At 67.9% G+C, this 21,892-nt stretch carries 24 protein-coding genes and 1 pseudogene; 13 read left to right on the top strand and 12 right to left on the bottom strand.

What is annotated here, in order from left to right:
• The 4 genes from H0U68_RS16870 to phaC all read right to left on the bottom strand — a co-directional run.
• Nucleotides 1-384: hypothetical protein (locus H0U68_RS16870; protein WP_296357662.1), on the bottom strand; the 384-nt coding region annotated here is incomplete at its 3' end.
• A 369-nt stretch (nt 385-753) separates the two neighbouring features.
• Nucleotides 754-1,491 carry an acetoacetyl-CoA reductase gene (gene phbB, locus H0U68_RS16875; protein WP_296357664.1) on the bottom strand — a complete coding sequence of 246 codons (738 nt, stop codon included), beginning with the start codon at nt 1,489-1,491 and terminating at the stop codon, nt 754-756.
• A 40-nt stretch (nt 1,492-1,531) separates the two neighbouring features.
• On the bottom strand, nt 1,532-2,713 hold the full coding sequence (locus tag H0U68_RS16880; RefSeq protein ID WP_296357666.1) for an acetyl-CoA C-acetyltransferase: 1,182 nt from the start codon (nt 2,711-2,713) through the stop codon (nt 1,532-1,534).
• A gap of 12 nt (nt 2,714-2,725) precedes the next feature.
• Complete coding sequence (gene phaC / locus H0U68_RS16885) at nt 2,726-4,426, bottom strand: class I poly(R)-hydroxyalkanoic acid synthase (RefSeq protein WP_296357668.1); 1,701 nt, start codon at nt 4,424-4,426, stop codon at nt 2,726-2,728.
• A 95-nt stretch (nt 4,427-4,521) separates the two neighbouring features.
• On the opposite strand from phaC, the gene H0U68_RS16890 reads away from it, so the two are divergent.
• Nucleotides 4,522-4,836 (top strand): hypothetical protein, encoded by a 315-nt coding sequence (locus H0U68_RS16890; protein WP_296357670.1) that lies wholly within the window; start codon nt 4,522-4,524, stop codon nt 4,834-4,836.
• On the opposite strand, the gene pgeF is transcribed toward H0U68_RS16890, so the two are convergent.
• Both pgeF and maiA read right to left on the bottom strand, forming a co-directional pair.
• The gene (gene pgeF / locus H0U68_RS16895; protein ID WP_296357672.1) at nt 4,765-5,562 is read right to left on the bottom strand and encodes a peptidoglycan editing factor PgeF; all 798 of its coding nucleotides are present in this window, start codon (nt 5,560-5,562) and stop codon (nt 4,765-4,767) included. The two genes, H0U68_RS16890 and pgeF, sit on opposite strands and share 72 nt — an antisense overlap.
• 1 nt (nt 5,563) lies before the next feature.
• Nucleotides 5,564-6,205: a maleylacetoacetate isomerase gene (gene maiA / locus H0U68_RS16900; RefSeq protein ID WP_296357674.1), complete on the bottom strand. Its 642-nt coding sequence runs from the start codon at nt 6,203-6,205 to the stop codon at nt 5,564-5,566.
• Nucleotides 6,206-6,268: 63 nt separating this feature from the next.
• Here maiA and H0U68_RS16905 point away from each other — a divergent pair, with 63 nt between their 5' ends.
• Entirely contained in the window at nt 6,269-7,210 is a 942-nt protein-coding gene (locus tag H0U68_RS16905) for an alpha/beta hydrolase (protein WP_296357676.1), read from the top strand.
• Here the strand turns inward: H0U68_RS16905 and H0U68_RS16910 are convergent.
• The 3 genes from H0U68_RS16910 to H0U68_RS16920 are packed head-to-tail and all read right to left on the bottom strand — an operon-like array spanning nt 7,207 to nt 8,909.
• Nucleotides 7,207-7,548, bottom strand: coding sequence for an AzlD domain-containing protein (locus H0U68_RS16910; protein WP_296357678.1), 342 nt, complete (start codon nt 7,546-7,548; stop codon nt 7,207-7,209). The two genes, H0U68_RS16905 and H0U68_RS16910, sit on opposite strands and share 4 nt — an antisense overlap.
• Before the next feature lie 6 nt (nt 7,549-7,554).
• Nucleotides 7,555-8,190 (bottom strand): AzlC family ABC transporter permease, encoded by a 636-nt coding sequence (locus tag H0U68_RS16915; protein WP_296357680.1) that lies wholly within the window; start codon nt 8,188-8,190, stop codon nt 7,555-7,557.
• Nucleotides 8,187-8,909, bottom strand: coding sequence for a GntR family transcriptional regulator (locus H0U68_RS16920; RefSeq protein WP_296357682.1), 723 nt, complete (start codon nt 8,907-8,909; stop codon nt 8,187-8,189). Before H0U68_RS16920 ends, H0U68_RS16915 begins: the two co-directional genes overlap by 4 nt.
• A gap of 61 nt (nt 8,910-8,970) precedes the next feature.
• On the opposite strand from H0U68_RS16920, the gene H0U68_RS16925 reads away from it, so the two are divergent.
• From H0U68_RS16925 to H0U68_RS16935, 3 genes are read left to right on the top strand one after another with little or no spacing between them, the layout of a single operon-like run.
• Nucleotides 8,971-10,350 carry a Rieske 2Fe-2S domain-containing protein gene (locus H0U68_RS16925; RefSeq protein ID WP_296357685.1) on the top strand — a complete coding sequence of 460 codons (1,380 nt, stop codon included), beginning with the start codon at nt 8,971-8,973 and terminating at the stop codon, nt 10,348-10,350.
• The gene (locus H0U68_RS16930) at nt 10,347-11,825 is read left to right on the top strand and encodes a glutamine synthetase family protein (RefSeq protein WP_296357687.1); all 1,479 of its coding nucleotides are present in this window, start codon (nt 10,347-10,349) and stop codon (nt 11,823-11,825) included. Before H0U68_RS16925 ends, H0U68_RS16930 begins: the two co-directional genes overlap by 4 nt.
• A complete protein-coding gene (locus H0U68_RS16935) occupies nt 11,825-12,154 on the top strand; it encodes a 2Fe-2S iron-sulfur cluster-binding protein (RefSeq protein WP_296357689.1) in 330 nt (109 codons plus the stop codon). Before H0U68_RS16930 ends, H0U68_RS16935 begins: the two co-directional genes overlap by 1 nt.
• 16 nt (nt 12,155-12,170) lie before the next feature.
• Here H0U68_RS16935 and H0U68_RS16940 read toward each other — a convergent pair whose 3' ends face one another.
• Nucleotides 12,171-12,791 (bottom strand): OmpA family protein, encoded by a 621-nt coding sequence (locus H0U68_RS16940; RefSeq protein ID WP_296357708.1) that lies wholly within the window; start codon nt 12,789-12,791, stop codon nt 12,171-12,173.
• 158 nt (nt 12,792-12,949) lie between these two features.
• Nucleotides 12,950-13,387, bottom strand: a complete 438-nt coding sequence (locus H0U68_RS16945; protein WP_296357691.1) for a MarR family transcriptional regulator — start codon at nt 13,385-13,387, stop codon at nt 12,950-12,952.
• A gap of 75 nt (nt 13,388-13,462) precedes the next feature.
• Here H0U68_RS16945 and H0U68_RS16950 point away from each other — a divergent pair, with 75 nt between their 5' ends.
• The 8 genes from H0U68_RS16950 to H0U68_RS16985 all read left to right on the top strand — a co-directional run bounded on the left by H0U68_RS16950 (nt 13,463) and on the right by H0U68_RS16985 (nt 21,632).
• Nucleotides 13,463-14,674 (top strand): 3-hydroxybenzoate 6-monooxygenase, encoded by a 1,212-nt coding sequence (locus tag H0U68_RS16950; RefSeq protein WP_296357694.1) that lies wholly within the window; start codon nt 13,463-13,465, stop codon nt 14,672-14,674.
• 17 nt (nt 14,675-14,691) lie between these two features.
• Nucleotides 14,692-16,038, top strand: a complete 1,347-nt coding sequence (locus H0U68_RS16955) for an FAD-dependent oxidoreductase (RefSeq protein WP_296357696.1) — start codon at nt 14,692-14,694, stop codon at nt 16,036-16,038.
• A gap of 16 nt (nt 16,039-16,054) precedes the next feature.
• Complete coding sequence (gene gtdA / locus H0U68_RS16960) at nt 16,055-17,110, top strand: gentisate 1,2-dioxygenase (RefSeq protein WP_296357698.1); 1,056 nt, start codon at nt 16,055-16,057, stop codon at nt 17,108-17,110.
• Nucleotides 17,107-17,811, top strand: coding sequence for a fumarylacetoacetate hydrolase family protein (locus tag H0U68_RS16965; protein ID WP_296357700.1), 705 nt, complete (start codon nt 17,107-17,109; stop codon nt 17,809-17,811). The genes gtdA and H0U68_RS16965 overlap by 4 nt, the downstream gene beginning before the upstream one ends.
• Nucleotides 17,812-17,863: 52 nt before the next feature.
• Nucleotides 17,864-18,352, top strand: a complete 489-nt coding sequence (locus H0U68_RS16970) for a TRAP transporter small permease (RefSeq protein WP_296357701.1) — start codon at nt 17,864-17,866, stop codon at nt 18,350-18,352.
• On the top strand, nt 18,349-19,668 hold the full coding sequence (locus H0U68_RS16975) for a TRAP transporter large permease (RefSeq protein ID WP_296357703.1): 1,320 nt from the start codon (nt 18,349-18,351) through the stop codon (nt 19,666-19,668). The genes H0U68_RS16970 and H0U68_RS16975 overlap by 4 nt, the downstream gene beginning before the upstream one ends.
• 282 nt (nt 19,669-19,950) lie before the next feature.
• Nucleotides 19,951-21,003: a TRAP transporter substrate-binding protein gene (locus tag H0U68_RS16980; RefSeq protein WP_296357704.1), complete on the top strand. Its 1,053-nt coding sequence runs from the start codon at nt 19,951-19,953 to the stop codon at nt 21,001-21,003.
• A gap of 80 nt (nt 21,004-21,083) precedes the next feature.
• Nucleotides 21,084-21,632, top strand: a complete 549-nt coding sequence (locus tag H0U68_RS16985) for an NUDIX hydrolase (RefSeq protein WP_296357706.1) — start codon at nt 21,084-21,086, stop codon at nt 21,630-21,632.
• Between the two features lie 12 nt (nt 21,633-21,644).
• On the opposite strand, the pseudogene H0U68_RS16990 reads toward H0U68_RS16985, so the two are convergent.
• A pseudogene (locus H0U68_RS16990) lies at nt 21,645-21,892 on the bottom strand (hypothetical protein); the annotation flags it as partial.

Here is a 21,892-nt window from a genome sequence, read left to right on the forward strand (position 1 = left end):
GCCGCCGCCTGCTTGATGAAACCAATGATCTGCTCTTCGGTAAACCTGCTCTTCTTCATGTCCGTCATTCTCCTGGTTGACGGACCTCCTGGAATTTAGATTGGTATGGCTGTAAGGGGGCAGGTCAGGGGTGCCGAGCACAGCTTTCCGCACTGCTACGTCACTCAGCAAAATGATGCTCACTAGGGGCGCATCAGGTATTTCGAACGGATGAAGGCTCCGAAGAAGCTCACTTGCTTTCTCAAGGTCTTCTACCACCCTGGTCCAAGTCGCATCAGCTGAGAAAACTATTCTCTTCGCCTGTTTCTGTTGAGCCTGGACATTGATTAATACATGGCCAATTGTTAAATATATGCGCGCCCGATCAGCCCGCTTCTGTTGCATCTGCTCCCGTTGCTGCCTACTAGCAATTCGAGCAGCTGCCCATATAGCCAAAACAGATCCAACTGCCTGAACCCAAGCTGCTGGCGAGTCCCTGCTGAGCCAGGTTTTGACCTCCGAAGTGAATGCACTGAAGCCAAGGCCCGCTACGCTCACACCGGCCAAAACGCAAAGCAAGACTACTACCCTTCTTTTCACATCTCCTCCTCTCGGTTCTAAATTCTTGCCCAAAAGAAAAGCCCGCTTACGCGGGCTTGAGTGCGGTATCTGGTACGCCTGCTGCTTGATTGGGCCATCGAGGCCCAATCAAGCGGTGAGGTGTTTTGCGGGTCGATCCCCGCAAGCGGGGCCCCTCGCCCTACGCAAAACACCTCACCCCATGTGCAACCCACCGTTCACCGAGAAATCCGCCCCGGTCGAATACCCGCTCTCGTCCGACGCGATCCACGCGATGATCGAGGCGATTTCGCTGGGTTCGCCCAGGCGCTTCACGGGGATGGTGCCGACGATCTTGTCCAGCACGTCCTGGCGGATCGAGCGGACCATGTCGGTGCCGATGTAGCCCGGGCTCACCGTGTTCACGGTCACGCCCTTGTTGGCCATCTCCTGCGCCAGCGCCATGGTGAAGCCGTGCATGCCGGCCTTGGCCGCCGAGTAGTTGGTCTGGCCGGCCTGGCCCTTCTCGCCGTTCACCGACGAGATGTTGATGATGCGGCCCCAGCCCCGGTCCACCATGTCGCCCACCACCTGCTTGGTGACGTTGAACATCGAATTCAGGTTGGTCTCGATCACCGCGTCCCAGTCCTCGCGCGTCATCTTCAGGAACATGCGATCGCGCGTGATGCCGGCGTTGTTCACCAGCACGTCGATGGGGCCGTGCTCGGCCTTGGCCTTGTTGAAGGCCTGCACCGTGGACTCCCAGGCGCCGACATTGCCCACCGAGGCGTAGAAGGTGTAGCCGAGCGCCTTCTGCTCGTCCAGCCACTTGGTGAAGTCGCGCGTGGGGCCGCAGCCGGCGATGACCTTGAAGCCTTCCTTGTGCAGGCGCTGGCAGATGGCGGTGCCGATGCCGCCCATGCCGCCGGTGACGTATGCGATTTTCTGGCTCATTGGATTTGTCTCCTTGGGTTGCTTGTTGTTGTGAAATCGGTCAGAGCAGCTCGAGGCCCATGGACACGCCCATGCCGCCGCCGATGCACAGCGCGGCCACGCCCTTGCGCGCCTCGCGCCGCTGCATCTCGTGCAGCAGCGTCACCAGCACGCGCGCACCGGAAGCGCCGATCGGGTGGCCCAGCGCCACGGCGCCGCCGTTGACGTTGATGCGGGCCGGGTCGATCTGCAGTTCCTTGTTGACCGCGCAGGACTGCGCGGCGAACGCCTCGTTCAGCTCGAACAGGGCCACGTCCTGCACGTTCCAGCCGGCGCGCTCCAGCACCTTGCGCGTGGCCGGCACCGGACCGATCCCCATCAGGGCCGGGTCCACGCCGGAGCTGGCGAAGGACACGATGCGCGCCAGCGGCTTCAGGCCGAGCGCCGCGGCTTTCTTCGCGCTCATCACCAGCACGGCGGCGGCGCCGTCGTTCAGGCCGGAGGCGTTGCCCGCGGTCACGGTGCCGTCCTTGGCGAAGGCCGGAGCCAGCGACGCCAGCGCCTCGGTGGTGGTGTTCTTGCGCGGGCCTTCGTCGGTGTCGAACACCACGGCCTCGCCCTTCTTCTGCGGAATGCGCACCGGCACGATCTCGGCCTTGAAGCGGCCGGCCTCGATGGCGGCCACGGCCTTCTGCTGGCTGGCCAGCGCGAAGGCGTCCTGCGAAGCACGGTCGATCTCGTACTTCTTGGCCAGGTTCTCCGCGGTGATGCCCATGTGGTACTGGTTGTAGACGTCCCACAGGCCGTCGACGATCATGGAGTCGACCATCTTCCAGTCGCCCATGCGCTGGCCGTCGCGCGAGCCCAGCAGCACGTGCGGCGAGGCGCTCATGTTCTCCTGGCCGCCGGCCACCACGATCTCGCTGTCGCCCCAAGCCACCGCTTGCGCGGCCAGCATCACGGCTTTCAGGCCCGAGCCGCACACCGCGTTCACGGTCAGCGCCGGAATTTCCTTGGGCAGGCCGGCGCGCATCAGCGCCTGGCGCGCCGGGTTCTGGCCCGAGCCGCCCGTGAGCACCTGGCCCATGATGACCTCGCCCACCTGCGCGGGGTCGAGCCCGGCGCGCGCGAGCACTTCCTTGATGACGATGGCGCCCAGCTCGGGCGCCGGGACCTTGGCGAGCGAGCCGCCGAACTTGCCGACGGCGGTGCGCGCGGCTGAAACGATGACGATGTCTTCCATGGCGTTGTCTCCTTAAGCCTTGGCCTTCACATAGCGGCCCGGCGCAGGCTCGATCGCCTTGTACTGCGCGCCCTTGCCGTACCCTTTGGGGGCAGCGACCTGCTTGCCCGCATTGCCCTTCAACCACGCGGCCCAGTCGGACCACCAGCTGCCGGGGCTTTCCTTGGCGCCCTTGAGCCAGGCATCGAAGGTGTCCGGCAGCTTGTCGTTGGTCCAGTAGGACCGCTTGTTCTTCGCCGGCGGATTGATCACGCCGGCGATGTGGCCGGATGCGCCCATCACGAAGCGCTTCTTGCCCGGCAGGTGCTTCACCGAACCGTAGGCGCCGGCCACCGGAACGATATGGTCCTCTCGCGAACCGTAGATGTAAACCGGGATATCCACTTGACCCAGGTCAAGCGGCACGCCCGCCACCGTGCACTTGCCCGGCTTCACCAGGTTGTTCTCGAGGTAGGTATTGCGCAGGTACCAGGTGTACATCGGGCCCGGCAGGTTGGTGGAGTCGCTGTTCCAGTAGAGCAGGTCGAACGGCGGCGGGGTTTCGCCCTTGAGGTAGTTGCCCACCACGTAGTTCCAGACCAGGTCGTTGGGCCGCAGGAAGCTGAAGGTGGACGCGAGCTCCTGTCCCTTAAGCAGCCCGCCCTTGCCCAGCTGCGCTTCGCGGTACTGCACGAAGGCGTTGTCCACGAAGAGGTCGAGCACGCCGGTTTCGGCGAAGTCCAGGAACGTGGTCAGCAGCGTGGCCGAGGCCACCGGCTTCTTGCCGCGCGCGGCCAGCACGCCCAGCGCGGTGCCCAGGATGGTGCCGCCCACGCAAAAGCCCAGCGCGTTGATCTGCTTGGCACCGGTGATGTCCTGCACCACGTCGATCGCCTGGATGCCGCCGTCCTCGATGTAGTCGTCCCAGGTCTTGTCCTGTAGCGCGGCATCCGGATTGCGCCAGCTCACCACGAAGGTGCGGTGGCCCTGCTCCACCGCGTAGCGGATCAGCGAGTTCTCCGGCTGCAGGTCGAGGATGTAAAACTTGTTGATGCAGGGCGGCACCATTAGGAACGGGCGCTCGTACACCTTGGCGGTCAGCGGCTTGTATTCGAGCAGCTGGAACAGATCGTTCTCGAACACCACGGCGCCTTCGGTGGTGGCGACGTTCTTGCCGACCTCGAAGGCGCTCTCGTCGGTCATCGACACATGGCCCTGGCGGATGTCGGCCAGCAGGTTCTGCATGCCGCGCGCGATGCTCTCGCCCTTGGTCTCCAGCGCCTTCTTCTGCGCCTCGGCGTTCAGTGCCAGGAAGTTGCTGGGCGCAGAAGCGGCCATCCACTGCTCCACCGCGAAGCGCAGGCGCGACTTGGTCTTGGCGTCGCCGTCGATCGCCTCCACCAGGCCCAGCAGCGTGCGGGCGTTCAGCAGGTAGAGCGCGGCGGAATGGGAAGCGATGGGATTGTTCGCCCAGGCGTCGGAAGCGAAGCGCTTGTCGGCGGCGGCGGGCTTGCCTTGCAGGCCCTGGTTCCACAGCTCGGCGGCTTCCTTGACGAAGGCCTGCTGCAGGGTGCCGAGCTTGTCGGGTGCGAAGGAAATTTGGGGAATGCCGCCGGTGTTCATGCCCGCGGGGTGGCCAGCGAGCTGGAAGGACTGGAGCGCCTTGGTCCAGTTCTGTGCGAGGTCTTGCTGGAAGTGCTGAGCTGCGCCGGCCCAGTCGGGTTCAAAATTCATCGCTTGTCTCCAATAGCTGTTATTCGGGTAAACCCTAATTATTCCATCGATCATGTTGCATCGCAACATTTCACCCTGACGAGACCTCTTCGCGCATGTACCTGATCCCGATCGGCTGGCTCTACGTCACGCTCATGATGGCGGTGGCCGAAGCGTCCAGTGGAACGCTGCTCGGCGCTCTCATCACCTTTGTACTCTATGGCGCGCTTCCTGTGGCTCTGCTGCTGTACTTCCTGGGCCAACCCGCGCGGCGTCGCGCGCGGCTGGCCCGCGAGGCCGCGGAGCTGGCGGATTGGCGCGCCCGCAACCCGGCACCAGAAAGCGGTGCGGATGCCGCCTCAGCCAGCGCGCCAGATGGTGGCGGCGAAGCGCCCGCTGACCCGGTCGCGCCGGTGCGAAAAGAACCTTGAGGCGCTGGCGACGGTGCACCACGCGTCGGTGCCGTCGTTGCCGTGGATGCGTTCGATGCCGAGCGCGCGCAGCCGCAGCCGCGCGAGCCCCGGCAGATCCGCCAGCCACTTGCCGCTGTTTTGCGGATGCGGCACGAAGCAAGCTGCAGCGGATGGATCGATTGCCGCGAAGGCATCGCGCACCTCGGGCCCGACCTCGAATGCGCGCGGGCCGATGCACGGTCCCAGCCAGGCCAGCGTGCGGTGCGCGGCGTCGGCGGGCAGGCGCTCGCGCATCGAGGACCAGAGCGCTTCCAGCACGCCCCGTCCGCTCTCGCTCCCACCCTCACCCGCCAGCCCGCGCCAGCCCGCGTGCGCCGCACCGACGACAGGCGCGCCTTCGCATGCCAGCAGCACCGGCAGGCAGTCGGCCACCATGATCGTGCAGGCGACGCCGGGCACGTCGGTGATGCAGGCATCGGCCTCGGTGCCGTCGGGGGTGGAGGTGTCGAGCACCACCACCTTGGTGCCGTGCACCTGCTTGAGGAACACCGGCCGCACGCCGAGCGCCGCGGCGAAGCGCGCGCGGTTCTGCGCAACGCATTGCGGATCGTCGCCGACGTGGTCGCCGAGGTTCAGGCTGGCATAAGGGTCGCGCGAGACGCCGCCGTCGCGCAGGCTGCAGGCTGCGTGCACGCCGCGCGGCGCCGGCCAATCGGCTTGCAGCAGGAGCGGCGAGCCAGCCATCTCAGGGCTCGTTGTCGGGGCAGCTGGAGGGCTGCGCCTTCTGGAACGCCGGATGCGCCATGCAGGCGTCGAACGCGGCCATGGTGCGCGGCAGGCCGCTGAAGTCGCAGTCGAAGCGCCGGCCGTTGAAGATCTGCGGCACCAGGCAGCAGTCGGCCAAGGTGGGCGTGTCGCCGAAGCAGTAGGTGGAAGCCGGCAGGCGGGCCAGCTCCTTCTCGAACTTCTCCAGGCCGTCACGCACCCAGTGGCGGTACCAGTTGCCTTTGGTTTCCTCGTCCAGCTTCAGGTCGTGCACCAGGTACTTCAGCACCCGCAGGTTGTTCAGCGGGTGGATCTCGCAGGCGACCAGCTGCGCCAGGGCGCGCACCTGGGCGCGCTGGACCGGACCGGCCGGCAGCAGCGCCGGCTGCGGGTGCGTCTCGTCCAGGTATTCGATGATGGCCATCGACTGGCCGAGGTGCTCGCCGTCGTCGGTTTCCAGCGTCGGCACGAGCAGCGTCGGCGCCACCACGCCGTACTTCTCCTGCTTGTGTTCGCCCTTGACCAGGTGCACGGGCACGTAGTCGTACGGCAGTCCCTTGAGTTCCAGCGCGATGCGCACGCGGAACGACGCGGATGAGCGGAAGTAGTTGAACAGCTTCATGCCGTGAGCATAAACGCAGGCGCCCGGCCTACACTGCAGCCACGATCCCACCAGAGACCGGCCATGCTGCACCCACAAGCCCGCGCACTGCTGCGCCTGATCGAAGAAAAAGGCGTTGCGCCCACCCACATGCTGTCGCCCGAAGAGGCGCGGCGCGTCTACCGCGAGCGGTGCGGCTTCACCCAGCCGTCGCCGCCCGAAGTGGCAGTGGCGCGCGGCCTGGTGGCCGACGGGCCGGTCGGCGCCATTGCGCTGCGGCTGTACCGGCCGCTCGGCAGCGAAGCCTCGCAAACCTTGCCCGTCCTGGTGTACTACCACGGCGGCGGCTGGACCATCGGCGACCTGGACACGCACGACACGCTGTGCCGCGAGCTGGCCAACGGCGCCGGCTGCGCCGTGGTGTCGGTGGATTACCGCATGGGGCCCGAGCACCGCTTCCCGGCCGCGGTGGACGACTCCTTCGCCGCGCTGCGCTGGGTCGCGCGCAACGCGAACGACCTGCGGCTGGATGCGTCGCGCATGGCGGTGGGCGGCGACAGCGCCGGCGGCAACCTGGCGGCGGTGGTGGCCATTGCCGCGCGCGACGCGGGCGACCTGCCGCTGCGCCTGCAGCTGCTGCTCTACCCGGCCACCGACATGCGCTGCGGCGCGCCGTCGCACCAGGCCAACGGCCAGGGCTACCTGCTCACCAGCGACACGGTGCGCTACTACCACGACCACTACATCGCCGACCCGCAGCACGACACCGACTGGCGCGCCTCGCCGCTGCTGCGCGAGGACCTGGGCGGGCTGGCGCCGGCGCTGGTGATCACCGCCGGTTTCGATCCGCTGCGCGACGAGGGCCGGCAGTACGCCCAGCGCCTGACCGAAGCCGGCGTGCGCTCCACGCTGGTGTGCTTCGAACGCCAGATCCACGGCTTCATGCTGATGGGCCGCGTGCTGGACGAAGCGAACGACGCGGTGCGGCTGTGCGCGGCGCAGCTGCGGCGCCACTTGGAAAGCTAGAACCCCAGTGCGCGGCCTATGCCCACGGCCGCCGCGCCGCCGATGGCGGCCACCACGTCCTTGACCGTCAGCCGCATCAGCAGCGCTACCGCCGCGAGTCCAGCCAGTTCGGGCACGCGCCCCGACGTGGCCGCTGGCGTCGCAATGCCAGCCATCACGCCCAGCGGTATCGCGCGCAGCGCCGCTTCCACGCGCGGCGTGATCGGCGCCCAGCCCATGAGCAGGTAGCCGCCCAGGCGGCAGGCGTACGAGACCACCGCCATCGCGGCCAATGCCCACCAGAACGCGGTGTCATGCCGCCATGCCCCGAGCGCACCGGCCGCCAGCCCCGCCGCCACGATGTATCAGCCGCCCGGCACCAGCTTGTGCACCGCCATGGCGGCGCCGAGCGCGGCCAGCAGCGGCAGCCAGTCGGCCCGGCCGCGCCACACCGAGATGCCGATCGCCGCGGCGAAGGCGGGCAGCATGAAGTCCAGGCCCCAGCCGCGCGGATCGGGCATGTCGCGCGTGAGCAGGTGCCCCACCAGTGTTCCGCCCACCCAGGGCAGAACGCCGGCGAAGCCGGTCCCGAGCACATAGCCGGCGTCGCGCTCGCCCTTCTCGTACTTGCGCATCGCCAACACCCATCTGCCGTCGCCCAGCAGGAACAGGCTGGCCCAGGCGCGCGGGCCGCGCACCTGAACCAGCCAGGGCTGGAGGGCGGCGCCGTACAGCAGGTAGCGCGCGTTGATCGCGGCAACCGTGAGCAAGACAGCCGCGATCGCCGGCGTCGACGACCAGACCTGCAAGGCCGCCAGCTGCGCGCTGCCGGAATACACCAGAGTGCTCATCAGCACCGCCTGCGCCCAGCCCAGCCCGCGTTCGCCAGCCAGCACGCCGAAAACCAGCCCGTACAGCGCAACGCCGGGCGCGAGCGGCTGGGCATGCACGAAGCCGCGCCACACCCCTGCGCGCGCGAAACTGACAGGCGCCGCGCTCAACGCCCCATCACCAGCCGCAGCGCCGGCATCACCGGCTCGGTGTCGCTGCGCCGCTCCAGCGCGAGCCGCAGGTTCACCTGCGCCACTTCGGTGTGCTCCACAGCCAGCGCCTGCGCCCGCGCGCCTTCGCCGCGCTTCATGGCGTCGAACAGCATGTGGTGCTGGCGGTGCGCATAGCGCATCCAGTCGCGGTCGGGCTGCACCGAGCCCTGCATCGGCAGCATGGCCGAGGCGGGCGCGAATGGCAGCTTGTCGTTGAGCGCCACGGCGCGCTGCAGGGCGCGGTTGCCGCAGGCCTGCAGGACGAGCGCATGGAAGCGGTCGTTCACCACGGCGTAGCGTGCGTAGCACTCGTAGCTGAGCGGATCCGGCGCGAGCGCGGCGTCGCCTTCGTCCAGGCAGGCGCGCAGGTCGCCTTCCAGCTGGCGCGGTATTCCGTGTTCAGCCACCAGGCGCGCCGCCATACCTTCCAGATGGCCGCGCACGGCAATTGCGTCGGCCACCTCCTGCGCAGTGAACTGGCGGACCAGATAGCCGCCGGTCTCGTTCAATTGCACCAGCCCTTCCTGCTCCAGCGTCACCAGCGCGGCGCGCACCGGCGTGCGCGAGGCGCCCAGGCGCTCGGCCACCTGCTGCTCTGCAAGGCGGCGCCCGGGCTCGAACTCACCTCGCAGGATCAGGTCGCGTAGCTGGATCAACACGGTTTCTTGCAGGCCCATGACGCACAATGTACACTGAATCGTACTTTCGGTATACCGTTTGCAACGTTACGGAGAACGTATGAAAGCAGACCAGAACGACCTCATCACCCGCATCGGTCCCGGCACCTCCTGCGGCGCCCTGATGCGCAGCTACTGGCAGCCGGTGGCGCTGGTCGACGAGTTCAATCCCGCGCTGGATCCGCGCATGGCGCAGCGCCCGGTGAAGGCCGTGCGCGTGCTGGGCCTGGACCTGGTGCTGTTCAAGGACGCGCAGGGCCGCTGGGGCCTGCTGGACCGCGGCTGCCCGCACCGCGGCGCCGACCTCTCGTTCGGCCGCAACGAAGGCGACGGCTTGCGCTGTCCGTTCCACGGCTGGAAGTTCGACACCGCCGGCAACTGCCTGGAGACGCCTACCGAACCCGCGGGCAGCCGGCTGTGCGAGCGCGTGAAGCAGCGCAGCTATCCGGTGCACGAACACAGCGGCGTGCTGTTCGGCTGGTTCGGCCAAGAGGACAAGGCGCCGCCCTTCCCCGCCTTCGACTGCTTCGCCGCGCCCGCCACCCACACCTTTGCCTTCAAGGGCCTGTGGCATTGCAACTGGCTGCAGGCCTTCGAGGTCGGCATCGACCCGGCGCATCCGTCGTTCCTGCACCGCTTCCTTGCCGACGCGCCGCTGGACGACATCGGCGAGAACGCGGCCGGCAAGCAGTTCCGCAGCGCCAGCGCGGGCGACTTCGGCGGCGAGCGCTGGCCGATGACGCGCATCATGCGCGAGTTCCACCAGCCCGATATCAGCTTCGAGCCGCGGCCCTGGGGCCTGCAGCTGACCGCGCTGCGCGCGATGACGCCCGAGCTCACGCACGTGCGCGTCACGCAAGCGATCTTTCCGCACACCTTCGTCATTCCTCTGTCGGAAACGCTGACCATCACGCAGATGCACGTGCCGGTGGACGACGAGCACACCTACTGGTATTCCATCTTCACCAGCTTCGCCGGGCCGGTGGACAAGGAAGCCATGCGCCGGCAGCGGCAGCAGTTCATCTCGCTGCCCGACTACATCCCGAAGTCCGGCCGCCACAACAACTGGGGCTTCAACGCCGAGGAGCAGCGCGGCCAAACCTACCTGGGCATGGGCGAGGAAGACATCAACGTGCACGACCAGTGGGCGGTGGAGAGCATGGGCCCGATCCAGGACCGCACGCGCGAGCACCTGGGCTCCAGCGACAAGGTCATCATGGCCAACCGCCGCACGCTGCTGAAGGCCATCGAGGACGTGCAGGTCGGACTGCCCGCGCCGGGCGCGGCCGATGCCACGCTCGCGGCACAGATGGCCGGCCCGGACACGGTGGATGGCATCGCCCCCGCTGGCAGCTGGCCCACCTGGTGGCAGGAACAGGTGGCTGCCAAACGGCGGGGCGCGCCCTGGCTGGCGCAGGCCAGCGTGGCGACGCCCGCATGAGCTTTTTCGCCGAGCAGTGCGGCATCCACGATGCCGCGCGCGAGGAGGCGCTGCAGCACGCTGTGCAGCGGATCGAAGAGAGTGGATTGCAGCTGGTGCGCTTCGCCTGGTGCGACCTGCACGGCGTCACGCGCGGCAAGACGCTGGTGGCCGCCGCGGCCGAGGCCGCCATGCGCGACGGCGTCGGCATGGTGAGCACGCTGATGCTCAAGGACACGTCAGACCGCACGGCCTACAAGGTGTTCGAGCCCGGCGGCGCGGCCGGCCTGCCCGGCTTCGAATACGCGAGCAACCTGCTGCTGCTGGCCGACCCTGCCAGCCTGCGGCAGCTGCCGTGGGCGCAGTCCACCGGCTGGGTGCGCGGGCAGCCCTGGCTGCCGGACGGCAGGCCGGTGGAGCTGGACACGCGCCGCGTGCTGCAGCGCGCCCTGCGGCGCCTGGCCGACGCCGGCTTCGCCATGCGCTGCGGCCTGGAGATCGAGTTCCACATCTACCGCATCGAGGACACGCGCGCGCAGCTCGACCCCGAGCAGGCGGCCTGGCCCGGGCTGCCGCCGGCGGTCAGCATGATCCATCCCGGCTACAACCTGCTGGCCGAGGGCTGGGCCGACATGGCCGAGGAGCCGCTGCGCATCGTGCAGCACACGGCGCAGGCGCTCGGCCTGCCGCTGCTGTCGCTGGAGATTGAACTTGGCCCCAGCCAGGTGGAAGCGGTGTTCGGCGTCACCGACGCCCTGGAGGTCGCGGACAACATGGTGCTGTTCCGCAACGCGGTAAAGATGGCGCTGCGCCGCGCCGGCTACCACGCGAGCTTCATGTGCCGCCCGCCCTTTCCCAACATCATGTCCAGCGGCTGGCACCTGCACCAGTCGCTGGTGCACGCGGCCTCGGGCCAAAACGCCTTCATGCGCGAGGCGCCGGCAGAAGGTGCAACGCCCGCACAGGCGGCATACAGCCTGTCGGCGACGGGCGAGCATTACCTGGCCGGCCTGCTGGAACATGCGCGCGGCATGGCGGTGTTCTGCACGCCCACGGCCAACGGCTTCGGCCGCTTCCGGCCCAATGCGCTGGCGCCGCAGTCGGTGCTGTGGGGCCGCGACAACCGCGGTGCGATGCTGCGCGTGATCGGCCAATGCGGCGACGCGGCCACGCGCATCGAGAACCGCATCGGCGAGCCGGCGGCGAACCCCTACCTGTACCTCGCGTCGCAGGTTTACGCGGGCCTGGACGGCATCGCGCGCAAGCTCGCGGCGCCGCCCGCCACCGACGCACCCTATGCCGACGCCGCGGCGCGCCTGCCCACCAGCCTGGGCGAAGCGCTGCAAGCGCTGCAGTCGGATACCATCCTCGCCAACGCCTTCGGTTCCGAATTCATCGACTACATCGTTCGCGTCAAGCAGGCAGAGCAATTGCGCTTTGCACAGGCCGAGGACAAGGACGATTTCCAACGACGCGAATATTTCAGCCGCATCTGATGATCACCATCCACCTCGTGGGCCCCGCGCCCGCCGACACCAACACCCGCCTCGAATGCGAGACCGGCCGCAGCTTGATGGAGGTTGCCGTCTCCAACCAGGTCAAAGGCATCGAAGCCGATTGCGGCGGCATGATGAGCTGCGCCACCTGCCACGTCTACGTGCGCGAGCCGTTCGCGGCGCAGCTTCCGCCCCCCGGCGAAGAAGAGCTGGCCATGCTGGGGTTCACCGCGGCGCCGCGCCAGGCGAACAGCCGGCTCAGCTGCCAGATCCGCCTGACCGACGCGCTCGACGGCTTGACCGTCGAGCTGCCGAGCACGCAACACTAGCGCGTCGGCGACTGGATCAGCGCGCGGCGACGTTCGCTCGTTCGCCCAGGAAGACTTCCACGCGGCGGTTGCGCGCGCGGCCGGCGTCCGAGTTGTTGTCGGCCACCGGTTCGTACTCGCCACGGCCGGCGATCAGGATGCGCTGCGGATTGACGCCGCGCGCGGCGAGGTAGTTCTTCGCGGCTTGGGCGCGGTCCAGCGACAGCCGGTTGTTCAGCGCGTCCGAGCCGGTGCTGTCGGTGTGGCCGATGATGCGCACCTCGGTGTTCGGCTGCGACGCCAGGCCATTGGCGAACTGGTCGAGGATGGGCCGCAGGTTCGGCTTGATGTCCGAGCGGCCGGTGTCGAAGGACACGTCGCTCGGGATGTTGAGTTTCAGCTGGTTGTCCTGCGTCTGCGTCACCGCCACGCCGCTGCCCACGGTGGCGCGCTCCATGGCGATCTTCTTTTGCTGCATGTGCTGCGACCACACGTAGCCGCCGGCCGCGCCCACGCCGGCCCCGATCAGCGCACCGCGCCCGCCGCCGATGGCCGCGCCCGCCAAGGCGCCCACGCCGGCGCCGACGGCGGTGTTCTGCTGGGTCTGGTTCAGGTTCATGTCGGCGCAGCCGCTGATGGCCAGGGCCGCGGCGATCATGGCAACGGCGGTGATGCCGTGTTTTTGGGTGGTGTTTTGCAAGGCGTTCTCCTTTGCGCTCGGTGCGAGCGGACTTCCGCATTGGACCGCGGCACGCTCAGCAGGAGAAGGCAGGATGGCTGACCTTGCCGTAGGACGGCACCTGCAACACCCGCGCTTCAGGCGGCGTCGTGCCCCGCCACCAGGCGTTCCAGCAGGACCACAAGTTGCTGCTGCTCACGCGGCGACAGCGGCTTCAGGATGCGCGCCTGCGCCTTCGCCACCGCGCGCTTCATGCGCTGCGCGACGGCAGCGCCCTGCGGCGTGACCCACAGCAGCTTGCGCCGGCGGTCCGCCGCGTCGGGCTCGCGCCGCACCCAGCCCTTGGCCTCCAGGCGGCCGATCACCGAGCCGAAGGTGGCGGCATCGAACGCGACCTTGCGCGACAGAGTCACCTGGTCTTCGCCGGGGTCGTCGGTCAAGGCGTTGAGAATGGCGAACTGCACCGGCGTCGCGTCGAAGTCCGCCGCCTCTTCCATGAAGATCGCCACCGCCTGCTGGTGCGCACGCCGGATCAGGTGGCCCGGTGCATGCCGGAAATCGAAGGCCGTTGCCATGCGGCGAAGTGTAGCCGTGGCGCACGGGAATTTCGCCTTGCCGCGGCGCCTGGTCGTATGTATGCTTATCGATCCATGATGCAGTCTCTTGAACTGATCGTCGCCGGCGGCGGCATCGGCGGCCTGGCCGCCGCCCTGGTGCTGGGCCGCCAGGGCCACACCGTCACCGTGCTGGAGCAGTCGCCTGCCTTCGGCGAAATCGGCGCGGGCATCCAGCTCGGCCCCAACATCTTCCGCATGTTCGAGCACCTCGGCCTCACCGAGGCGGTGACCGCGGTGGCGTACTTTCCGCCCGGCATGGGCATGAACGACGTGCGCACCGGCGAGAAGATCGTGCGCGTGCCGCTGGGCGACACGGCGCGCGCTGTCTACGGCTACCCCTACGGCCTGATCTACCGCGCCGACCTGCACGACGTGTTCCTGCAGGCCTGCCGCGCAACCCCCACGGTGCGCCTGCGCACCTCGGCCAAGGTCGAAGGCTTCGAGCAGGACGAACAGCGCGTGCGCGTACACGTGGACGGCGAAACGCTGGAAGCCGACGCGCTGATCGGCGCCGACGGCTTGTGGAGCCGCGTGCGCCAGCAGATCGTGGGCGACGGCAAGCCGCGCTTGTCCGGCCACATCGCCTACCGCGCCGTGCTCAAGCGCGAAGACGTGCCGGCGCACCTGTGGAGCGACGACGTCGTGTTGTGGGGCGGCGAGAAGACGCACCTGGTGCACTACCCGCTGCGCCGCGGCGAACTGTTCAACCTGGTCGCTGTGTTCCACAGCGACAAGTACGAGGAAGGCTGGAACACCTTCGGCGACACGGAAGAACTGAACGCGCGCTTCGCCGATGCCGTGCCGCAGGTCAAGGAATTGCTCGGCAAGATCGAGACCTGGAAGATGTGGGTCTTGTGCGACCGCGAGCCGGTGAAGACCTGGAGCAACGGCCGCGTCACCTTGCTGGGCGACGCCGCGCACCCGATGCTGCAGTACCTGGCGCAAGGCGCCGGCCAGGCGATCGAGGACGCGGTGGTGCTGGGGGAAGCGATCAAGGCTGCAGCCCTTCGACAAACTCAGGGCGAACGGTTGGTGGAGGATGCCTTCGAAAAATACCAGCAGGCGCGCTACCTGCGCACCGGCCGCGTGCAGCTGACCGCGCGTTTCTACGGCGACATCTACCATGCGTCCGGGGTCACGCGCGAGCTGCGCAACCAGATGTTCCAGAGCGGCAGGGAGTCGGCCGGCTTCGCGGGGCTGAAGTGGATGTACGAAGGCATCGACCCGAAGACACTGTTCACCTGAAAACGACGGCACCCCACATGACGACCGCACACATCACCGAACCCAGCCGCCAGACACCCATCCACGGCGAATACGACGTCGTGGTGCTGGGCGGCGGGCCGGCCGGCATCGCCGCCGCCGTCGCCGCCGCGCGCATCGGCTGCTCCACCCTGCTGGTGGAACGCTACGGCTTCCTGGGCGGCATGGGCACGGCAGCGGGCGTCACCAACTTCTGCGGCCTGCATGCCAACGTGCACGGCGACATCCGCCAAGTGGTGCACGGCGTGGCCGATGACCTGTTGGCGCGCATCGCGCGGCTGGGCGGGCTGAACGCGCCGCACATGCTGTTCGGCAAGACCGTGGCGCAGGCCTACGACACCGCCGCCTACAAGATCGCCGCCGACGACCTGATGCTGGCGGCAGGCGTGGACGTGCTGTTCCACGCGCTGGGCGCCGGCGTGCTCATGGAATCCAGCGAACGCGTGCGCGCGCTGCTGCTGGAAACCAAGTCGGGCCGCCGTGCCGTGCTGGCCAGCGCCTTCATCGACTGCTCGGGCGACGGCGACCTGGCGGCATGGGCCGGCGCGCCCTACGACAAGGGCGACGGCCAAGGTCACATGCTGTATCCCTCGACCATGTTCCGCATCAACGGCGTCGATCCCGAGCGCGCGGGCTTGGCCTGGGAAACCATTCCCCATCTCATGCTGCAGGCCGAGGCGGAGGGCCGCTACCGCTTTCCGCGCAAGACGCCCATCGTGCGGCCGCAGAAAAATGGCATCGAGTGGCGCGTCAACCTCACGCAGCTGGCCAACGCGCAAGGCGACGCCATGGACGGCACCGATGCAGGGGAGCTGAGCGCCGCCGAGATGCAGGGCCGCCGGCAGATCGCCGAAGTGGCCGGCTTCCTGAAGGAAGTGCCGGGCTTCGAGCGCAGCTACATCGTGGACATCGCGCCGCAGGTCGGCATCCGCGAAACGCGGCGCGTGCGCGGCCTCTACCAGCTGACCGAACCCGATGTGCTGGAATGCGCGAGCTTCGATGACACCATCGGCGTCAACGGCTGGCCGCTGGAGCTGCACCTGAAGGGCGACGTGGAATTCCGCTGGCCGAAAATTCCCGAGAGCCGCGGCTTCAACCAGCTGCCTTACCGCATGACGGTGCCGCTCGGGCTGGACAACGTCTGGGTGGCGGGCCGCTGCGCCTCCATGAGCCACGAGGCGCAGTCCGCCGCGCGCGTCACCGGTGCCTGCTTCGTCATGGGCCAGGCAGCGGGCACGGCGGCGGCATCGGCGCTGGCCAATGGCTGGACCAATGCGGAGGTGGAGACCGCGGACCTGCAGTCTCGACTGGAAGCCGCCGGCGCCTACCTGGGCCGCAGCTGGTGAGCCCGAGGAGAACACCATGAACGCCCCGCACCCCGCCGCCATGCAGCGCGAACAGCTGTACCGCGACATGTCGCCGCTGAACCTCACGCCGCTGTGGGAGGTGCTGCACGCATTGGTGCCGCCGCAGCCCACCACGCCCTGCGTTCCCGCGCTGTGGAACTACGGCGAGGTGCGGCCGTTCCTGATGCGCGCCGGCGAGGCCATCACCGCCGAGGAAGCGGTGCGGCGCGTGCTGATCCTGGAGAACCCTGCACTGCGCGGCCAGTCGGCCATCACGCAGTCGCTCTATGCCGGGCTGCAGCTGATCCTGCCGGGCGAGGTGGCGCCCGCGCACCGCCACACGCAGAGCGCGCTGCGCTTCATCGTGGAAGGCACGGGCGCCTACACCGCGGTGGACGGCGAGCGCAGCACCATGCGGCCGGGCGACTTCATCATCACGCCGAGCTGGACCTTCCACGACCACGGCAGCGACGCCGACGGCCCGGTGGTGTGGCTGGACGGCCTGGACATTCCCATGGTCCGCTTCTTCGACGCCGGCTTCGCGGAGAACGCCGGCGCCAAGACGCAGGCCGCGGCGCGGCCGGATGGCACCAGCTTCGCGCGCTTCGGCCACAACATGGCGCCGGTGCGCCACGAGTCGCCCTATGGCGCCACATCGCCGATCTTCAGCTATCCCTACGAACGCAGCCGCGAGGCGCTGGAGCAGCTGGAGTGCCATGCGCCCGTCGACGCGTGGGACGGCGTCAAGCTGCGCTACGTGAACCCGCTCACCGGCGGCTGGCCGATGCCGACCCTAGGCACCTTCATGCAGCGGCTACCCGCGGGCTTCGGCGGCCAGCCCTGGCGCCAGACCGACGGCGCCGTGTATTCGGTGGTCGAAGGCGAAGGCGAAGTGCTGGTCGAGCACCAGGGCCAGCAGTGGCGTTTCGCCTTCGGTGCGCGCGACCATTTCGTGGTGCCGTCATGGCACACTGCCCGGCTGTCGTCGGCCACGGGCTGCGTGCTGTTCAGTTTTTCGGACCGTCCGGTGCACCAGGCGCTGGGCATCCACAAGGAAGAAAGGTTGTCATGAGCTACGTCTTCGAACCCGCTGCGCAGGCGGCCGTGCCGGTGCAGGGCCGCGCCGAACAATTCCCCGTGCACCGCATCTACTGCGTGGGCCGCAACTATGTGGAGCATGCGCAGGAGATGGGCTTCACCGGCCGCGAGCCGCCGTTCTTCTTCCTGAAGCCGGCCGACGCCGTGGTGCCGGTGGCGCAGGGCGACACCGGCAGCGTGGCCTACCCGTCGCTCACCAGGAACCTGCACCACGAGATCGAGCTGGTGGTGGCCATCGGCACCGGTGGGCGAAACATCAAGGCGGCCGATGCGCAAAAGCACATCTTCGGCTACGCCGTCGGCCTGGACATGACGCGCCGCGACCTGCAAGGCGAGATGAAGAAGCAGGGCCGACCCTGGTGCATCGGCAAGGCGTTCGAGCAGTCCGCGCCGATCGGCCCCATCGTGCCGGCGGCCGATGCCGGCGACGTCACGCAGGCGGAGATCTGGCTGCAGGTGAACGGCGAAGACCGCCAGCGCAGCAATGTTTCCAAGCTGATCTGGAACATCGGCGAAACCATCGAGCATCTCTCGGCCGCCTGGGACCTGCAGCCCGGCGACCTGATTTTCACCGGCACGCCCGAAGGCGTGGCGGCGGTGAACGTCGGCGACACGCTGATGGGGAGCGTCGGCGGCCTGGGCACGCTGAGCGTGAAGATCGCGCCTGCCGAATGAGCGGGATCGCGCTTGCGCGATGATCGCCGGACACGACAACGAGGAGAGCGGATTGCGCATTCTGGAACCCCTGGCCAGGCTGTGCGGCCTGTTGGCCGGCGCACTGATCGCCTTCATGGTGGTCCTCACCTGCGGCAGCATCATCGGCCGCGAAACTGTGGGCAAGACGGTGACCGGCGACTTCGAGCTGGTCGGCCTGGCCACTGGCGCCGCGGTCGGCCTGTTCATGCCGCTGTGCCAGCTGCACCGCGGCAACATCGTGGTGGACTTCTTCACCGCGCGCGCACCCAAGCGCTTCAATGCCGTGCTGGACCGCATCGGCGCGCTGCTGCTGGCGCTGGTGTGCGCCCTGCTCGCCTGGCGCGCCGGCCTGGGCGGCCTGAGCTCGTGGACCAGCACCTCCACCACCATGCTCCTGGGCGTGCCCGAGTGGCTGGCCTATGCGCCCATGGTGCCCGGCTTCGGCGTCACGGCGCTCATCGGCCTGCACCAGGCGGTGTTCGGTTTCGACCGGCCCAGCCAGCATGGGGAAACGGCATGACCGGCATCACCCTGGCGCTGCTGGCCATCGTGCTGATGTTCGTGCTGATGGCGCTGCGCACGCCGATCGCCATCGCCATGTTCATCTCCGGCTCGGTCACCTACGTGCTGCAGACCGGCTGGATGCCGTATGCGAACTTCATGAACAGCATGGCGTTCGCGCGATTCGCCAGCTACGACCTGTCGGTGATCCCGCTGTTCATCCTGATGGGGCAGTTCGCCACGCAAGGCGGCATCAGCAAGGCGCTGTTCGCGTTCACTGCCGCCCTGGTCGGGCGGCTGCGCGGCGGGCTGGCCATGGCCGCGGTGATGGCGAGCGCCGCGTTCGGCGCGATCTGCGGTTCTTCGGTCGCCACCGCCGCCACCATCACGGGCGTGGCGCTGCCGGAGATGAAACGCCACGGCTACTCCGGGCGGCTGGCCACGGGCACGCTGGCCACCGCCGGCACGCTGGGCATCCTGATCCCGCCGTCGGTGCCGCTGGTGATCTACGCGATCCTGACCGAGCAGAACATCGCCAAGCTGTTCCTGGCCGCCACCATTCCCGGCATTCTCGCCATGCTGGGCTACATGATCGTGATCGCGGTCTACGTGCGGCTGGTGCCCGGCCATGCGCCCGAGGCGGATGCCCATCCGCCTCGCCTCGATGCCAAGGCGGTGCTCGGCCTGGTGCCCATCGGCTTCGTGTTCCTGCTGGTGTTCGGCGGCATCTACGGCGGCTTCTTCTCGCCCACCGAAGGCGCGGCGGTGGGTGCCGCTTCGGCATTCATCGCCTCGCTGTTCAAGGGCGAGATGACCTGGCACAAGTTCCTCGACTGCTTCCTCGCCACGGCCGAGAGTTCGGCGATGATCTTCCTGATCTTCATAGGCGCCGACGTGATGAACTCGGCGCTGGCGCTCACGCAGATCCAGACGCACCTGGTGCAACTGGTGTCCAGCTGGCACGTGTCGCCGATCTGGGTGATGGTGGCCATCGTGCTGCTGCACCTGGCGCTGGGCACAGTCACGGAAGAGCTGTCCATCATCCTGCTGACCATCCCGATCTTCTTCCCGCTCGTCATGAGCCTGGACTTCGGCATGGCCAAGGAGCCGCTCGCCCTGTGGTTCGGCATCCTGATCCTGATGGTGGTGTCGTTCGGCATGCTGGTGCCGCCGATGGGACTGAACGTCTACGTGGTCAACGGCATGGCGCGCGGCGTGCCGCTGGGCGAAACCTTCCGCGGCGTGCTGCCGTTCCTGGTCAGCGACTTCATCCGCATCGCGCTGATTCTGGCGTTTCCGGGCATCGCGCTGTGGCTGGTCAAGTTCATGAGTTAGATGACTCTCTGAGAAATCGCTGGAGCGATTTCTCAGCACTGCACGCTGTTGCGCGCAGTCTGGAAGGGAGTTCATCCAGCCGGACCGCACGAAACAACGTGCAGTGCGGCCCCTCTTGTGAGAAGGAGCCGGCTTCGCCGGGCCTTCTCACACTGATCAGACCTCTGGAAAAAGTCGCACCGCGATTTTTTCCAGAGAGATGACCAAGGGATGTCACGGTTTGCAGCCGAACCGTTTCCCGCTAAGTTCCTTTGTCTCTCTTTTCACGCCATGGACACCGTCATGATCCAACGCAGAACCATCCTGAAGTCCGGTGCCGCCGTGGCCCTGGGCGCGCCGGCCCTGAGCGGCCTCGCGCAGCAAGCCGTCACGCTGAAATTCCACACCTTCATGGCACCGACCTCCAACGTCTGGCTGAACATGCACAAGGCCTGGATGGACAAGGTGGAGAAGGACTCGGGCGGCCGCATCAAGTTCGAAGGCTACCCCGCCATGCAGCTGGGCGGCACGCCGGTGCAGCTGTATGACCAGGCGCGCGACGGCGTGGTCGACGTGGTGTGGACGCTGCCGGGCAACACCGCCGGCCGCTTCCCGCGCGTCGAGGTGTTCGAGCTGCCGTTCATCATGACCAATGCCGAAGCCACCTCCAAGGCGTACTGGGAGTACGTGCAGACCATGGCGCCGGACGAGTTCAAGGAAACCCAGGTCATCGCCCTGCAGGTGCATGGCCCGGGCGTGGTCCACACCGCCGACAAGCCCGTGAAGACCGTCGGCGACATGCGCGGCCTGAAGGTGCGCGCGCCGACCCGCCAGGTGAACAAGCTGGTGGCCGCGCTGGGCGCCACCCCGGTAGGCATGCCGCTGCCGCAGATTCCCGACTCGCTGTCCAAGGGCACCATCCAGGGCTGCGTGATCCCGTGGGAAGTGGTGCCTTCGGTGAAGGTGCACGAACTCACCAAATTCCATGCGGAATTCGATCCCGCCGGTGGCTCGCTCTACACGACAACGTTCGTGATGTGCATGAACAAGGCCAAGTACGCGTCGCTGCCGCCGGACTTGAAGAAGGTCATCGACGCCAACTCGGGCATCGGGACCTCCGGCTGGCTGGGCAAGACGCAGCAGGCGGGCGACGTCGCCGGACGCAAGGCCGCCACCGACCGCGGCAACAGCGTGTTCACCGTCAGCGCCTCGGAGGCGCAGGAGTTCCGCCGCCGCTCGCGCGCCATCGAGGTGGAGTGGGTCGAGGACATGACCAAGCGCGGCTTCGACGGCCGCAAGCTGCTGGACACGGCGCGCGCGCTGATCGAGAAACACACGAAGACGACCAAGGCCTGAGCGGCCCCGGTAAACTCCGGTCTACCCAAGGACAAGGGCTCCCGGCGGGAGCCCTTTTTGTTTTCTTCGCCACCTCATCCGTGACCTTGCGCAGCCCGATCAAGCATTGCCGCAACTGCGGCACCGCCGTGGTGTACCGCGTGCCCGACGACGGCGACGTGCACGAGCGCGCCGTCTGCCCGGCCTGCGACACCATCCATTACGAAAATCCGCTCAATGTGGTGGGCACCGTGCCGCACCTGGGCGACCGTGTGCTGCTGTGCAAGCGCAACATCGAGCCGCGCTGGGGCAAGTGGACCCTGCCCGCCGGTTTCATGGAGCTGGGCGAGAGCACGCTGGAAGGCGCGGCGCGCGAAACGGTGGAGGAAGCCGGCGCCAAGTTCGAAATGGAAGCGCTGTTCAGCGTGATGAGCGTGCCGCGCGTGGGCCAGGTGCACCTGTTCTACCTGGCGCGCCTGCTGAGCGACCGCTTCGACCCCGGCTACGAAACGATCGAGGCCCGCCTGTTCACTGAAGCCGAGATCCCCTGGGACGAGATCGCCTTCCGCACGGTGAAGGAAACCCTGCAGCACTACTTCGCGGATCGCCGGCAAGGCCGGTTCGCGGTCCACAACGTGGACGTCGTGTAGGTCGGCGGACCGCTATTGCGGTCCCTGCCTGATCTTGCTGTCCTCGCGCAGCTTGGCGTCCTCGCGGCGCTGCACGCACATCGGGTGATTGCGCGCGCCGGCCTTGTCGCACTGCTCGGCCAGGCAGAACTCGCGCGACAGGAACATCTTGTCGCGGCACTGCTCCGCCTGCGCCATTCCCGATGCGGCAGCGGGAGCAACCTGCGCGGGCGCGGCGCGGGTGTCCTCCTGCGCGGCCGGGCTCGCGGCCGGTGCGGCCA

The sequence above is a fragment of the Ramlibacter sp. genome (assembly GCF_013697775.1).
GTDB lineage: Bacteria > Pseudomonadota > Gammaproteobacteria > Burkholderiales > Burkholderiaceae_C > Ramlibacter.

Coding starts and splice junctions, on each gene's coding strand:
- phbB (WP_296357664.1), bottom strand. CDS start 1,491: ATGAGCCAGAAAATCGCATACGTCACCGGCGGCATGGGCGGCATCGGC.
- H0U68_RS16880 (WP_296357666.1), bottom strand. CDS start 2,713: ATGGAAGACATCGTCATCGTTTCAGCCGCGCGCACCGCCGTCGGCAAG.
- phaC (WP_296357668.1), bottom strand. CDS start 4,426: ATGAATTTTGAACCCGACTGGGCCGGCGCAGCTCAGCACTTCCAGCAA.
- H0U68_RS16890 (WP_296357670.1), top strand. CDS start 4,522: ATGTACCTGATCCCGATCGGCTGGCTCTACGTCACGCTCATGATGGCG.
- pgeF (WP_296357672.1), bottom strand. CDS start 5,562: ATGGCTGGCTCGCCGCTCCTGCTGCAAGCCGATTGGCCGGCGCCGCGC.
- maiA (WP_296357674.1), bottom strand. CDS start 6,205: ATGAAGCTGTTCAACTACTTCCGCTCATCCGCGTCGTTCCGCGTGCGC.
- H0U68_RS16905 (WP_296357676.1), top strand. CDS start 6,269: ATGCTGCACCCACAAGCCCGCGCACTGCTGCGCCTGATCGAAGAAAAA.
- H0U68_RS16920 (WP_296357682.1), bottom strand. CDS start 8,909: ATGGGCCTGCAAGAAACCGTGTTGATCCAGCTACGCGACCTGATCCTG.
- H0U68_RS16925 (WP_296357685.1), top strand. CDS start 8,971: ATGAAAGCAGACCAGAACGACCTCATCACCCGCATCGGTCCCGGCACC.
- H0U68_RS16930 (WP_296357687.1), top strand. CDS start 10,347: ATGAGCTTTTTCGCCGAGCAGTGCGGCATCCACGATGCCGCGCGCGAG.
- H0U68_RS16935 (WP_296357689.1), top strand. CDS start 11,825: ATGATCACCATCCACCTCGTGGGCCCCGCGCCCGCCGACACCAACACC.
- H0U68_RS16940 (WP_296357708.1), bottom strand. CDS start 12,791: ATGATCGCCGCGGCCCTGGCCATCAGCGGCTGCGCCGACATGAACCTG.
- H0U68_RS16945 (WP_296357691.1), bottom strand. CDS start 13,387: ATGGCAACGGCCTTCGATTTCCGGCATGCACCGGGCCACCTGATCCGG.
- H0U68_RS16950 (WP_296357694.1), top strand. CDS start 13,463: ATGATGCAGTCTCTTGAACTGATCGTCGCCGGCGGCGGCATCGGCGGC.
- H0U68_RS16955 (WP_296357696.1), top strand. CDS start 14,692: ATGACGACCGCACACATCACCGAACCCAGCCGCCAGACACCCATCCAC.
- gtdA (WP_296357698.1), top strand. CDS start 16,055: ATGAACGCCCCGCACCCCGCCGCCATGCAGCGCGAACAGCTGTACCGC.
- H0U68_RS16965 (WP_296357700.1), top strand. CDS start 17,107: ATGAGCTACGTCTTCGAACCCGCTGCGCAGGCGGCCGTGCCGGTGCAG.
- H0U68_RS16975 (WP_296357703.1), top strand. CDS start 18,349: ATGACCGGCATCACCCTGGCGCTGCTGGCCATCGTGCTGATGTTCGTG.
- H0U68_RS16980 (WP_296357704.1), top strand. CDS start 19,951: ATGATCCAACGCAGAACCATCCTGAAGTCCGGTGCCGCCGTGGCCCTG.